The 13,212-nt window shown below is 72.0% G+C and carries 10 protein-coding genes; 6 read left to right on the top strand and 4 right to left on the bottom strand.

Annotated elements, in window-relative coordinates; genetic code table 11:
- The first annotated feature begins 120 nt into the window (after positions 1–120).
- Positions 121–1,182 carry an O-antigen ligase family protein gene (locus ABTZ59_RS23750; RefSeq protein ID WP_351413280.1) on the top strand — a complete coding sequence of 354 codons (1,062 nt, stop codon included), beginning with the start codon at positions 121–123 and terminating at the stop codon, positions 1,180–1,182.
- A 48-nt stretch (positions 1,183–1,230) separates the two neighbouring features.
- Here the strand turns inward: ABTZ59_RS23750 and ABTZ59_RS23745 are convergent, their stop codons facing one another.
- Together ABTZ59_RS23745 and ABTZ59_RS23740 are read right to left on the bottom strand one after the other, a co-directional pair.
- Positions 1,231–1,791, bottom strand: a complete 561-nt coding sequence (locus ABTZ59_RS23745; RefSeq protein WP_351413275.1) for a hypothetical protein — start codon at positions 1,789–1,791, stop codon at positions 1,231–1,233.
- Positions 1,792–1,917: 126 nt separating this feature from the next.
- Complete coding sequence (locus ABTZ59_RS23740; RefSeq protein WP_351413267.1) at positions 1,918–2,808, bottom strand: glutamate racemase; 891 nt, start codon at positions 2,806–2,808, stop codon at positions 1,918–1,920.
- Between the two features lie 58 nt (positions 2,809–2,866).
- Here ABTZ59_RS23740 and ABTZ59_RS23735 point away from each other — a divergent pair, with 58 nt between their 5' ends.
- On the top strand, positions 2,867–4,120 hold the full coding sequence (locus ABTZ59_RS23735) for a glycosyltransferase (RefSeq protein WP_351413253.1): 1,254 nt from the start codon (positions 2,867–2,869) through the stop codon (positions 4,118–4,120).
- 115 nt (positions 4,121–4,235) lie between these two features.
- On the opposite strand, the gene ABTZ59_RS23730 is transcribed toward ABTZ59_RS23735, so the two are convergent.
- A complete protein-coding gene (locus tag ABTZ59_RS23730; protein WP_503003489.1) occupies positions 4,236–5,534 on the bottom strand; it encodes a TerD family protein in 1,299 nt (432 codons plus the stop codon).
- Between the two features lie 251 nt (positions 5,535–5,785).
- Between ABTZ59_RS23730 and ABTZ59_RS23725 the strand changes: the two genes are divergently transcribed.
- The 4 genes from ABTZ59_RS23725 (at position 5,786) to ABTZ59_RS23710 (ending at position 10,645) form a co-directional block, all read left to right on the top strand.
- Positions 5,786–6,268 (top strand): DUF6643 family protein, encoded by a 483-nt coding sequence (locus ABTZ59_RS23725; protein WP_351413237.1) that lies wholly within the window; start codon positions 5,786–5,788, stop codon positions 6,266–6,268.
- Between the two features lie 118 nt (positions 6,269–6,386).
- Complete coding sequence (locus ABTZ59_RS23720; protein WP_351413234.1) at positions 6,387–7,250, top strand: MOSC domain-containing protein; 864 nt, start codon at positions 6,387–6,389, stop codon at positions 7,248–7,250.
- 203 nt (positions 7,251–7,453) lie between these two features.
- A complete protein-coding gene (locus tag ABTZ59_RS23715; protein WP_351413228.1) occupies positions 7,454–8,065 on the top strand; it encodes an Rv1733c family protein in 612 nt (203 codons plus the stop codon).
- Positions 8,066–8,227: 162 nt separating this feature from the next.
- Positions 8,228–10,645, top strand: coding sequence for a right-handed parallel beta-helix repeat-containing protein (locus tag ABTZ59_RS23710; protein ID WP_351413223.1), 2,418 nt, complete (start codon positions 8,228–8,230; stop codon positions 10,643–10,645).
- Here ABTZ59_RS23710 and ABTZ59_RS23705 read toward each other — a convergent pair.
- Positions 10,615–13,110 (bottom strand): hypothetical protein, encoded by a 2,496-nt coding sequence (locus ABTZ59_RS23705; RefSeq protein WP_351413218.1) that lies wholly within the window; start codon positions 13,108–13,110, stop codon positions 10,615–10,617. The two genes, ABTZ59_RS23710 and ABTZ59_RS23705, sit on opposite strands and share 31 nt — an antisense overlap.
- Between the last annotated feature and the right edge of the window lie 102 nt (positions 13,111–13,212).

Here is a 13,212-nt window from a genome sequence, read left to right as displayed (position 1 = left end):
TCCACAATGTCTCCACACATCCCCCCGATGGCGGTTACCGTGTGCGTCGGCTCTGACGACCTTCTGGCCGGATCCGGCCGTCATCGGACGGGGTCCGTCACAGCTCAGGGGGTCGACGGGATGGCTGCGCGGACGGAGCACTCCGCGGCACGGGAAGCCGTGCGCGAACACGCCCACAACCCCGTGGGGGAACGAGGCCGGGGACCCGACGTACTGGGCGCGCTGGTCCTGGGCGGCTGCGCCGTGTGGCCCCTGATCAGCGCGGCGGGGCGGGACGGCAGGCCGGAGGGCGCCCTGCTGGCGGTGCTCGCCGTCACCGCCGGGTACGTGTTCGGCCGGATCAGCGGGTCGCTGGTGCCGGTCGCCACCGCGTCCGCCGTGTCGGTCGGCGCGCTCGTGGCGGCGCTCGTCACGAGCCATGAGACATTCGGCGCGGCCGTGGCCGTCGTCACACCGTCCGGCGACACCGGCTCGGTCGCCGCGCTGCTCGTTCTGGCGGCGGGCGCGGCTTGCTGCGCGGCCACGGCGGCCCGGCGGCCGACCGTACGCACGGCGCTGCGGCTACTGGCGCTGGCGATCGCGGGCACCGCGTCGCTGCTCGGCTCCTTCGTGGGATTCGTCGCGGCCCTCGGGGTGCTGCTGTGCTCGCTGGCGGCGGCCAGGATGCGCCGCCGGCTGCTCGCCCTCGCCGGTTTCGGGCTGGCGACGGCGTTGGTCGTCGGTACCTCCTGGGCAGTGGCGGAGCGGGCGTTGCCCGAGGGGCTGTCGGTCTCGCTGGAAGGGCAGCTCACCCAGTACCGCGTGGAACTGTGGCACGACGCGGCCGAGCTGGCGAAGGCGCATCCGGTACGGGGCGCGGGCCCGGACCGCTTCGGCGACCTCAGCCCCACCGTCTCGCAGTCGCTGGACACCGACGGCAAGCCGCACTCGGCGCCGCTCCAGCAGGCCGCGGAGCAGGGCGTGGTGGGGGTACTGCTCCTCGGGGCGGTGTTCTGCTGGCTGCTGTACGCGCTGGGGCGCTCGCCCTGCTCCACTCCGGTGGTCCTGACGGCCGGCGCCACCCTGACGGCACTGGCCGCGATGGCGAGTGTGGGCGACGCGCTGAGCTTCACACCGGTGACGGCGGGCGCGAGCCTGCTCGCGGGCCTGGCGACGGCGAGAAGGGCGACCGGCCCGATCTAGAAGTACGGAAAAGGCACGCCGCCGCCGAAACGGCAGGGACGGGACCGGTCAGACGCCTGCCGCGTCGGGCCTGGGGAGCAACAGCAGCCGGCTGCGGATGATCCGCACCGCCGACTCGGCGTCGTCCACCGTCACCGTGAAGATCCTGCCGTCCCCCAGCTTGAGGACGAGCGCCTCGCCTCGGCGCACCACCACGGCGGTGCCCATCTCGGGACGCCAGCGGTATCCCCAGCCGCCCCACTGGCGCGGAGTGACCCGGGGGGCGAAGTCCGCGTCCACGACATGCGCCAGTTCGATACGCCGACGCGGCAGTCCCATGTGGCCGCAGCGCACTTCCAGGAAGTCGCCGTCGACCTTGACCGCCACATGGACGAAGGCCAGGGTGCCGAAGAGGATCAGCAGGCCCGCCGCCACGCAGCCGATGACGGACATCAGCAGGGCGGCGACCCCGGACGTCCAGTTGGACTCCACGGCCAGCTCCACCCCGAGCGCGACGCACCCGGCGCCCGCGGCGGCGAGCAGCCACTGCACACGGTTCGTGGCGCGTCCGGTCCAGGTCTCGGGCAGGGGCTCGGCGCCTTGGCCCTCCTGCCGGGGGTACTCCCTCATGGCAAGCAGCGTACTCAAATTCCACCCAAGGGGGAGCTTTACGACCGCCGAATGGAGGGCTACGTCACACGGTCCGGCGGCCCGGTCCTCCGTTCTCGCCCAGGTCTTCGGCGCGGCCGAAGGACGTCAGTGCACCTGGCTGACGGCGGCGAGCAGCCGCCCCTCGGCATACGCCAACGCGGGTTCCGGCAGTGCCGACTCGCGCCCGCCGAGCAGCACGGTGAGGCGTCCGGCGAGGCGCCCGGTGAAGGGTCCACCGAGGGGCCCGTTCTCCGGAACGTTCACTCCGACAGCCCCTTGAGCCACCGACGCGGGGCCCAAACCTTCCGCCCCTTCCGCCGCCCCAGCCGCGATGGCCCGTACGCCACCGATACGGCGCAACGCCTGTGCGGCGACCGCGCCGGCCGAGCCGTGCAGGACGATGGCCGACAGGCCACGGTGCCCGAGGGCGGTACGGATACGCTCGGCGACCAGTTCGTAATGGGTGCAGCCCAGGACGACGACCCTTACCTCACGGGGGGTCAGTGCGGCGGCCGCGGCCACCGCGCGGTCGATGGCGGCCTCGTCGGCGTTCTCCACCGCGTCCGCGAGTCCGGGGCAGGGCACTTCGGTGACCTCGGCCGACGCGGCGAATTCGCGGATCAGACCGCGCTGGTACGGGCTGCCCGTGGTGGCCGGAGTGGCCCAGATGGCGAAGGGCACGCCGCCCGCCGCCGCGGGCTTGATCGCCGGGACCGTACCGATGACCGGCAGTCGCGGCTCCAGCTCGGCGCGGAGCGCGGGCAGGGCGTGTACGGACGCGGTGTTGCAGGCGACGATCAGCGCGTCGGGCCGGTGTTGGGCCGCGGCCCGCGCGACGACCAGCGCGCGCTCGGTGACATCTCGTGGGGAACGGGGACCCCAGGGCATTCCGTCGGGGTCCGAGGAGAGGACCAGATCGGCCTCGGGGCACAGTCGGCGTACCGCACCGGCCGCCGCCAGCAGACCGATGCCGGAGTCCATGAGTGCGATCTTCACCCAGTCACCATAGTCGACAGCATGTGCGGTCCGGTCGATGTGGTGCAGACTGCGGCGAATGAGCACCGTTGCCTGGATCGCCGTGGGTTCGCTGGCTGCTTGGGGCTGGCTGTTGCTGGGTCAGGGATTCTTCTGGCGAACCGACCAACGGCTGCCCGCGCACGAGGACGGTATCGCCGGTGAGGGTGCGTGCTACGACGACGACGGCCGTGATCACAAGGGCCGCCCGGAGGACGCCGACCACGACGACCCGACGCGGTGGCCGTCCGTCGCTCTCGTCGTCCCCGCGCGGGACGAGGCGGCCGTACTGCCCGAGTCCCTGCCGTCCCTGCTGGCGCAGGTCTATCCGGGCCGGGCGGAGATATTCCTCATCGATGACGGCAGCGAGGACGGTACGGGCAGACTGGCCCGGGAGTTGTCCGCGCGCTACGGCGGTCTGCCGCTGACGGTGGCCACGCCCGGTGAACCGGAGCCCGGCTGGACCGGCAAGCTGTGGGCGCTGCGGCACGGCATCGGGCTGGCCCGCGCCCGCGATCCCGAGTATCTGCTGCTGACGGACGCCGATATCGCGCATGAACCCGACAGCCTGCGGGAACTGGTCGCGGCGGCCAGGACGCATGAACTGGACCTGGTCTCCCAGATGGCGCGGCTCCGGGTGGCGAGCGCCTGGGAGAAGCTGATCGTGCCCGCGTTCGTGTACTTCTTCGCGCAGCTCTATCCGTTCCGCTGGATCAACAGCCCGGGCGCGCGCACGACAGCGGCGGCCGGTGGCTGCGTACTGCTGCGCACGGAGGCCGCCGAGCGCGCGCGGGTGCCCGAGTCGATCCGTCAGGCGGTGATCGACGATGTGTCACTGGCACGGGCGGTCAGACACAGCGGGGGACGGATCTGGCTGGGGCTGGCGGAGCGGGTGGACAGCGTGCGTCCCTATCCACGGCTGGCCGATCTCTGGCGGATGGTCTCGCGCAGCGCCTACGCGCAGCTCCGGCACAACCCGCTGCTGCTCGTGCTCACGGTGGCGGGCCTGGGGGTGGTCTATCTGGTGCCGCCCGCCGCCCTCTGCGCCGGGGTGTTCGGTGGGGACGAGGCGGCGGGGTGGCTGGGATTCGCCGCATGGGCGGTGATGACCGGGACGTATCTGCCGATACTGCGCTATTACCGGCTGTCGCCGTGGCTGGCTCCGCTGCTGCCGCTCACCGCGCTGCTCTATCTGCTGATGACGGTCGACTCGGCGGTGCGGCACTACCGGGGCCGGGGCGCGGCCTGGAAGGGGCGTACTTATCCCCGTCCCGAGACCGCCCAGGACCGCTGACCCCCCGCCGCCGCATCCACCGCCGCCGCGCCCGCCGTCACCGCACTCACCGCCACCGCATCCGCCGTCACCGCACTTACCGGCACCGAGGATTCGACCGGCCTTTGCTCCTCGGTCACTTTCTGCCGGGTGTCCAGTTCATGCCCCAGCCATAGGCGTAATCGATGGTGCGCTGCGGGCTGACTCCGCGTTCCGGTACGAGAAAGCGCGCTTCACGCTGGACGACGAGGTCGGAGCCGGTATTGGTGATCAGGGCCAGCGAGCAGACCGTCGAGGGCACTGTGCATTCCCCGAGCGCGAAGTCGATCGCGGCGCCGTGCTGCGGCTGGAGCGTGACGCTCGCGTCGAGATCCGCGAAACTGCGCGCGCCTTCGTAGATGGTCACGAAGATGACGACGCGCCGCAGCCGGTCCTTGTGGTCGAGGTTGATGGTGAGGTTCTCACCGCTGGAGACGGCTCCGGTCCTGTCGTCGCCGTCGAGATGGATGTACGGCGGCTGGTTGAGCGCGCCAAAGGCATTGCCGAGCGCCTGGACAACGCCTTTGCGTCCGTCGCTCAGTTCATAGAGAGCGCACAGGTCGAGATCGAGATCGCTGTGGTTGGCGACGGCCCGGCCGAGTTTGGCGCCCCAGCCCCTGAACTGTTTGCGCATCTGCCAGTTGAGGTTGACGCGCATCGCACCCGAGGTGCCGCCCTGCTTGGTCAGGGAGACGGACGGGGCGTCTTTCGTGAGTGTCACCTTGCTCAGCCGTACGGGTGCGGGCGCGGGTGACGGCGCCGGAGCGGCCGAAGCGGGAGCGGCGGCGGGCCGCGCGGGGCGTACGGGCTCGGAACGTACGGGCGCCGGGCGTACGGGCGCGGGGGCCGGCGGGGCGGTGCGCGGCGCCGGTTCGTCATCGACGGAGATACCGAAGTCCGTTGCCAGGCCGGCCAGTCCGCTGCCGTAGCCCTGGCCCACCGCCCGGAACTTCCAGTTCCCCTGACGCCGGTACAGCTCACCGAGGAGGAAAGCCGTCTCGACGGTCGCGTCCTGGCTCTCGTACCGCGCGATCTCGGCGCCGGACGTCGCGTCCAGGACTCTCACCCGCAGGCCGGGCACCCGGCCGAAATTGCCCCCGTCCGCCGAGGCCGCCAGCACGATCCGCTCGACGGCGGGCTCGACCCGGGCGAGATCGACGGCGAGCGTGTCCGTGACACCGTCCGCGCCGGTCTTCTTGCCCTCGTGGCGCACCGCCCCGGACGCGTGTGCCGGCTGGTTGTAGAAGACGAAGTCCGCGTCCGAGCGCACCTTTCCCGACACGAGCAGGAGCGCCGAGGCGTCGACGTCCGGCACCCCCGGCCCTGAACGCCATCCCAATTCGACCCGGACGGCCTGCGCCTGTACCGGAAGATTGGCTCCCTTAAGCATGGACATGCTCGCCCCCATCGCGAGTCGCGGTGTCCCGAAGATTACGTGCGGCCAACCTAATCGCTGGAACGCCGGACGGACCCCCTGGGATCCGCCGCGACCCCCTGTCAGCTTGCCCTTTACACGATCCGAGCACCATCGGACGACCGTTTTTCCCATGTTCGCTCGCATTGGGGATCCGAAGTCACCTAGAGCTCCCGAAACAACCCCCTTATCGGACTCCCCAACCGGCACATGGTGGGCTTAACTTATGTCCTATGACCTCCCCCCGCGCCACCTACGGCGGCGGTTACTACACCGCGCCGTCGTTCCCGGACACCCCTATCTACGACTCCCTGGTCGCGGAGCGGGGCACGCCTCAGATCGCCCCGATCCGAGTGCCTTCCGCCTACGACACGGGCAACAGCTATCTGCCGGCGCTGCCCGCCGCGCTGCCCGCCCTTCCGGCGGGTCCCTCCCCGTCGAACTCCTCGTACTCCTCGTACGGGGGCGGCTACCAGCCGCAGCCGACGCCGGGGCCCATGCCGCTCCAGCACGCGCCGGCGCCGTACATCCCGCAGCAGGCTCCGCCCCGCGGCTACCCGGGCCAGCAGCCCCAGCAGCAGGCGCAGCCGCAGCGTCCGATGCCCGGTACGGGGTACGAGGCGATGCGCCCGGCGGCGCCGCGTCCCGTGCCGGCCGCGCAGCCTCCGCACTACGAGGACCCGTACAACCGGCCCTACCAGCCGCGGGGGTACTGACAGCACGGGGCGACGACAGCTCGGCCGTATCGACCGCGCGGGCGTATCGACGGACACGGGAGTACCGACGGGGGGTACTGACCCGCTGTGCGTCCCGGGCGGCTGGCAGGATGGCTTCATGCCGAAGTCAGCCCGTCCCGTTCTGCACGCCCTGCGGGTCCATCCGGTCAAGTCGCTGGCGGGTTGCACGCCGGAGAGCGCGGACGTGGAGCCCTGGGGGCTTGCCGGGGACCGCCGCTGGACACTGATCGACGCGACGGGGAGGGCGGTCACACAGCGCCAGCAGCCGCGCATGGCGCTGGCCCGCGCGGAGCCACGGCCGGACGGCGGGATCCGGCTGACCGCGCCGGGCATCGATCCGCTGGTCATCGATGTGCCGCGGGCGGACGGCACCGTGGTGGCGGACATCTTCGGGACGAAGGTCGAGTCGGTGCTCGCGGGTCCTGACGCGCGCGACGCGGACGGTACCCGGCACGACGTACACAGGACACTGAGCAGGTACCTCGGGGTGGAGGTCCGGCTCGTACATCTCGACGATCCCGCCGTCCGCCGGCCCGTCGACCCGGCCTACGCGCGGCCCGGGGAGACGGTGAGTTTCGCGGACGGCTTTCCGCTGCTGGTGACCACGACCGCGTCGCTGGACTCCCTCAACTCCCTGATCGCGCAAGGGGATCATCCGGACGAGGGCCCGCTTCCCATGGAGCGGTTCCGGCCGAATCTCGTGGTGGCCGGGGCGAGCCCCTGGGAGGAGGACGACTGGCGGCGCATCGCCGTCGGTGAGGTCACCTTCCGGGTCGCCAAACCGTGCGGTCGGTGTGTCATCACCACCACGGACCAGCGCACCGGCGAGCGCGGCAAGGAACCGCTGCGCACCCTCGGCCACTACCGACGCTTCGACGGCAAGTTGGTCTTCGGACAGAATCTCGTGCCCGAGTCCACCGGCAGGCTCCGGCTGGGCGATCCGGTGACCGTTCTCGAATGACGCCTTCCGGGGACCCGGACCCGGACACCCGTTCGCCCCGGCGTGAACACCCGCGCGAAACCCGTGTGTCACAGGAACACCACCTGGCATCCGGCGTATTACGTGCACGGGGCATCGAGGTGAGCTTGCTCTCTCTTGCCGTCCCGTACGGGTAAACCCTGCTCCCCGCGGCTAAAACGGACACGGGAAGGAGGTGCGGGACCGTGCGCATCATCGTGGGACTCTGGCGCTGGCGGCACAATCCCCTGCGCAGAGGCACCGATCTCGTGGAGGCGTGGGTCGCGCTGACGGCGGTGCTGCTCTTCGCCCTCGCCACCCCCACCGTTGGCTGGATCTTCGCCAACACCCTTGACACGTCACTGCGGAACACCGTACGCGTCCAGCACGAGCAGCGGCATCGCACGACCGCCGTGGTCGTCGGCCGCGCGGCGGACCACCGCCACATCGCCTACGACGCCGAGTCGGTCTCGGATCACTCCTCGGGCACCCGCGTGACGGCCACGTGGTACGCGGCGGACGGCAGCGCGCACACCGGCACGGTCTCCGCCCCGCTGCGAAAACCGCGCGCCGGTGACACGTTCGGCATGTGGACCGACCAGCGGACCAACAAGCAGGTCCGGGGCCCGATGGACGCGACAAGCGCGCGCGTCCACGCGGTTCTGGCCGGATTCGGCGCGACGGCGCTGGCCGCAGGACTCGTCGAGTGCGCCCGGCGGCTGATCGTATGGCGGCTCGTACAGCGGCGCTACCAACGGCTCGACCGGGCCTGGGCCGCGACCGGTCCCGACTGGGGACGCACGGACGCGGGCAGCTGAGACGATGCCTTCCGGCAGCTGAGACCAGTCGTTCGCGTCAACTCCGCGCCCCCACGCGCGCTACGGTGGTGCCGCCCGGTCGCCGTTGCGGCCGGGGTCCGGGGCCGGTACCCGGGACGGCAGAGCACGCGCACACGCACGAGGTGGGGGCACAGCAGCGCCATGGCACAGGGCACGGTCCAGGTGACGCACACCGGAACATCGCGTTGGCGGCGCCGCACGGGCGAATACGCCTCCCTCGCCGCGGCACTGGAGGCCGCCGGTGACGGTGACGTCCTCACGATCGCCCCGGGCACCTACCGGGAGAATCTCATCGTCACGCGAGCGGTCACGCTGCGCGGCCAGGAGGGCTCGCTCGGCTCCGTACGCCTCGCGCCCGCCGACGGGGTGCCGCTGACCGTGCGTGCCTCCGCGACCGTCCAGGACCTCCATGTGGAGGGACAGGACGCGGCGGCCCCCGCGCTGCTCGTCGAGGACGGCACGCCCGAGCTGTCGGACCTGCGGATCGTGACGCGTTCCGCGGCCGGTCTGGAGGTGCGCGGCGCGGCCCGCCCGACGGTCCGCCGCTGCACCGTCGACAATCCGGCCGGGGTCGGTATCGGCGTACTCGACGGAGCGGGCGGGGTGTTCGAGGACTGCGAGATCGTCGCCGCGGGACAGTCCGGTGTCTCCGTGCGCGGCGGCGCGCATCCACGGCTGGAGCGCTGCCGCGTCCATCACGCCTCCGGCTCGGGGCTGTCCGTCACCGGCGAGGGCAGCGGTCTGGAGGCGGTCGGCTGCGAGGTGTACGAGATCAAGGGCACCGGCGTACAGATCGCGTCCCGGGGCGCGGCCCATCTCACCGACTCCTCGGTGCACCGCACCTCGGCGGACGGGATAACCCTGGACACCGACGCCGTACTGACCCTCTCCGACTGCGACATCCACGACATCCCGGAGAACGCCGTCGATCTGCGCTCCCGCTCGGTGCTGACGCTGACCCGCTCGACGGTGCGCCGATTCGGCCGCAACGGTCTCTCCGTGTGGGACCCGGGCACGCGCGTCGACGCCAACCAGTGCGAGATCCATGACAGTACGGGCGACTACCCGGCCGTCTGGGTCAGCGACGGCGCGACCGTCGTGCTCGACTCCTGCCGGGTGCATGACGTGCCCGACGCACTCTTCGTGCTCGACCGCGGCTCGCGCGCCGATGTCGTGGACACGGATATCTCGCAGGTGCGCAACACGGCGGTGTCCGTGAGCGACGGGGCCACCGCGCAGCTGGACGACTGCCGGATCAGAGAGGCGTCCACCGGGGCCTGGTTCCGTGACCACGGCAGCGGCGGCACGCTCAACTCCTGCACCATCGACGGCGTCCAGACCGGGGTCATCGTCACCAAGGGCGCCGATCCCACCATCGAGCGCTGCACGGTCACCTCCCCCGCCGAGGCCGGTTTCTATGTCTCGGCCGAGGGCCGGGGTACGTTCCACAGTTGCCGGGTGACGGGCAGCGGCGGATACGGCTTCCATGTGATGGACGGCTGCCGTACGACGCTCACCCGGTGCCGTACGGAACGGTGCGCGCGCGGCGGGTACGACTTCGCCGAGGACGGGCCGACCGTCGAGGACTGCACGAGCGACGAGAGCGGCGTGCTGACCCCGCCGACGCCGTCCCTGGAACCCTCGGCGGTGCTGACCGCGACCCAGTCCACCGGACTCCTCGGCGCGGCCCCGTCCCGGAGCGCCACCGCGGGGCCCTCGGACGCCACCCCCGAGGCGGTCCCTCCCGCCCGTGCCTCCGAGGCCGTCCTCGGTGAACTCGACTCGCTCGTCGGCCTCGACAGCGTCAAGCGCGAGGTGCGCGCGCTCACCGACATGATCGAGGTCGGCCGCCGCCGCAGGGAAGCGGGCCTCAAGGCGGCGTCCGTGCGCCGCCATCTGGTCTTCACCGGCTCCCCTGGCACCGGCAAGACGACGGTGGCCCGGCTGTACGGCGAGATCCTGCACTCCCTCGGAGTGCTGGAACGCGGCCATCTCGTCGAGGTCTCCCGGGTCGACCTGGTCGGTGAGCACATCGGCTCGACCGCGATCCGTACGCAGGAGGCGTTCGACCGGGCCCGCGGCGGTGTGCTGTTCATCGACGAGGCCTATGCCCTCTCCCCCGAGGACTCGGGCCGGGACTTCGGCAAGGAGGCCATCGACACGCTGGTGAAGCTGATGGAGGACCACCGGGACGCGGTGGTGGTGATCGTCGCCGGGTACACCGTCGAGATGGAGCGGTTCCTGACCGTCAACCCCGGTGTCGCGTCCCGGTTCTCACGGACCATCACCTTCAGCGACTATCAGCCGGAGGAACTGCTGCGGATCGTGGAGCAGCAGTCCGAGGAGCAGGAGTACCGGCTGGGCGAGGGTACGGCCGAGGCGCTGCTGAAGTACTTCACGGCGCTGCCCAAGGGGCCCGCCTTCGGCAACGGCCGTACCGCGCGCCAGACGTTCGAGTCGATGGTGGAGCGGCACGCGGGCCGGGTCGCCCAGCTTCCGGAGACCAGCACGGACGATCTGACCCTGCTCTACGCGGACGATCTGCCCGAACTGCCCTGAGCCCGCGGGGCCTCGGCAGCCTTCCCGGCCTCCTTCCCGGCCTCCTTCCCGGCCTCGTTCTCGGTCCGCTGCGCGGGCACCGCGGCCGGCGGCAACCGGTCGAGCAGCGCGGCGCGTTCCTCCGCGAAGACCGGGTCCGCCTGGTAGTCGGAGTGGCCGAGGATGGGCTCGGGCAGCGGGTTGAGCATCGTACGGCCGTAGGCGAGCGGGTCCTTGAGCGGCCCGCGGTCCACCTCCGGCCGGTCGCCGTCCTCGGGGACGCGGACCGGGCCGCCGATCGGGTCGGTGGACCGCCACAGATTGCGCCAGCAGTGCACCTCCGCGCTCAACTGCTCCAGCTGCTCGGCGCCGAAGTACGCGGGGAACCAGCGGCCGTAGAGCCGTTCAAGCGGTGAGCCGTAGGTCAGCAGCGCGACCCGGTGGCGGGTGGCGGACCGCAGCTGCCAGACGGCCGCGGCGGCCAGCACACTGCCCTGGGAATGGCCGGAGAGAACGAGCCGGCCGCCGGTACGACCGGTCCAGGAGAGGATTCGCCAGGTGAGATCGGGGACCGCGCGTTCGGCGTAGCAGGGCGGCGCGAAGGGGTGGGCGGCACGCGGCCAGAACGTGCCGACGTCCCAGAGGATGCCGATGGTGCGCCGGGCGGAGGCGTCCCGGTAGGCGCGGCGGCCCCAGGTGACAAAGAGCAGGAAGCCCAGGCCGACCAGCCAGGAGCCGATCGACTGCGCGGTGTCGGCCACGGACTCGACGAAGGAGTCGGTGCCTCTCGCGGCCTCCCCCGGCACCTGTCCGCTCAGCCAGGACCCGGCGACGGCGCCCGCGCCGAGCAGCAGCGAGGCCCCGGAGATGGTGGCGACGAGCCGGGGTGCGTAGTCGGTGAGCTCGGCCGTGGCCCGGGCGCCCGCCACCTGGCGAGTGCGCAGGGCGTCCGCCGTCTCCTCCTCGCACTCCCGCTCCACCTGCGGGGCCAGTCGGCGGGCGGCCCGCATCGTACGGATACCGAGGACGGCGACAGGGATCAGCAGCAGTACGAGCAGTACGGGAATGACCGAGGCCTGCCAGCTCAGCAGCACCGGCGGGCCCACGATCGCGCCCTCGCCCGTGCCGGGCGTGGCGTCCCCGTCGAGCCAGTCGGCGACGCGCTGGGCGACACCACCGGTCATCACCCCGCCCAGGGCGCAGGCGAGCATCGCGACGGCGGGTCCGCCGAGGCCGCGCATGGCGATCCGTCGATGCGGCGCGCGGCGGTGCAGGACATGAGCCGTGCCGACGAGCGCGACGATCAGGGCGATCTGTGCCAGGGCGAGCACCAGGAAGGACAGATTGCCGGGGAGGCCGCCGGTGGAGACCCAGTCGGGCCTGGACCAGGCGGCGTGGACGACGGCCAGGCCGAGCACGCCGAGCGCGGTGGCGGGCAGGGCGCTGATCAGCAGCTTGTCGAGGGAGCCGTCGCGCTTGCGTTCGCTGCGGCCCCGGCCGCACACCACCCAGAGCACAACGGCCGCGCACCCGGCCTGCGTTACCTGGAGCAGCGGCCCGAGCGGATCGAGCGGTCCGCCGTCGGCGCCGCGGTCGTGGTCGGTGGCGGCGGCCGTGAGCGCGGCGGCGATGGTGAGGAAGCCGGCGGCGGTGTGGGCGGCGCGGAGACGGGCGACCAGCCGGCGTCCGTACCAGAAGCCGGGGCGGCCGAGGGCGGGCCGTACCATCAGGGGGTCGTCGCTCGCGGCCCCGCCTTCGGGGGCGGCCGGAGCCTCGTCGGTCCCCGCGACGCCCTCGGTGCCCGCGGCCCCCTTGATGCCCGCGACGCCCTCGGTACCCGCAGCCCCCTCCGTGGGCGGGCGCTGGGCCTCGTAGGCACTCCATGTGCGGTTGGAGAGGTACCACAACAACACCACCAGCGCCGTGGGCACCACGGCGGCGAGGGCCAGCCGGCGCCCCGGCTGCGACCACCAGCCGTGCCGCTCCGGCGACAGGAAGCCGAGCCAGGAGCGGTCCGCGACACAGCGCGCCGATCCGGCGCACTGCCACGCCGTCAGATCGAGCGCGACCTCGCAGGCCGCGGCCGTCAACAGCACGGTGAGCGTGACGGCGACCAGCCGTACGAGCACCCCGTACAGCCGCTGCGACCTGCCCAGGCCCTTCGTGGCCGGCCGCATCCAGTGCGCGAGGTTGATCACCATGAACGGGAGCAGCAGCAGCCACAGGGCACGTGAGCCGTTGCCCGAGGTGAGATTGGACCAGCAGTACGCCTCGGGGACCGGCCGGCCTTCGTAGCGCTCGGGGTGGAGCTCGGCGTCCACGTCGTCCGCCCGCCGGTACACGGCGGCCGTCTCGTCTCCGGTGATCCTGACCGTACGCGGATCATCGAGCATCTTCTGCGGAGTGGCCCCGCCGACGCCGTGGACCAGGAGTTCGAGCGCGGCTCCGCCGCTCCGCGGCTCCGGAACCGGTGTTTCTGGGGACACTTCGATGGCTCGCTCTCGGAAAGACTCGGCACGACGGCGGGCCGTCCCCGGCCCTCACTGAACCTCCCCTCCCCTCAGCCCCGTCAACCACCGCGGCGGGCG

Origin of the sequence: Streptomyces sp. NPDC094034 (assembly GCF_040303865.1) — a bacterium.
Classification (GTDB): domain Bacteria; phylum Actinomycetota; class Actinomycetes; order Streptomycetales; family Streptomycetaceae; genus Streptomyces.
This window is presented reverse-complemented; position numbering and strand designations above follow the sequence as displayed.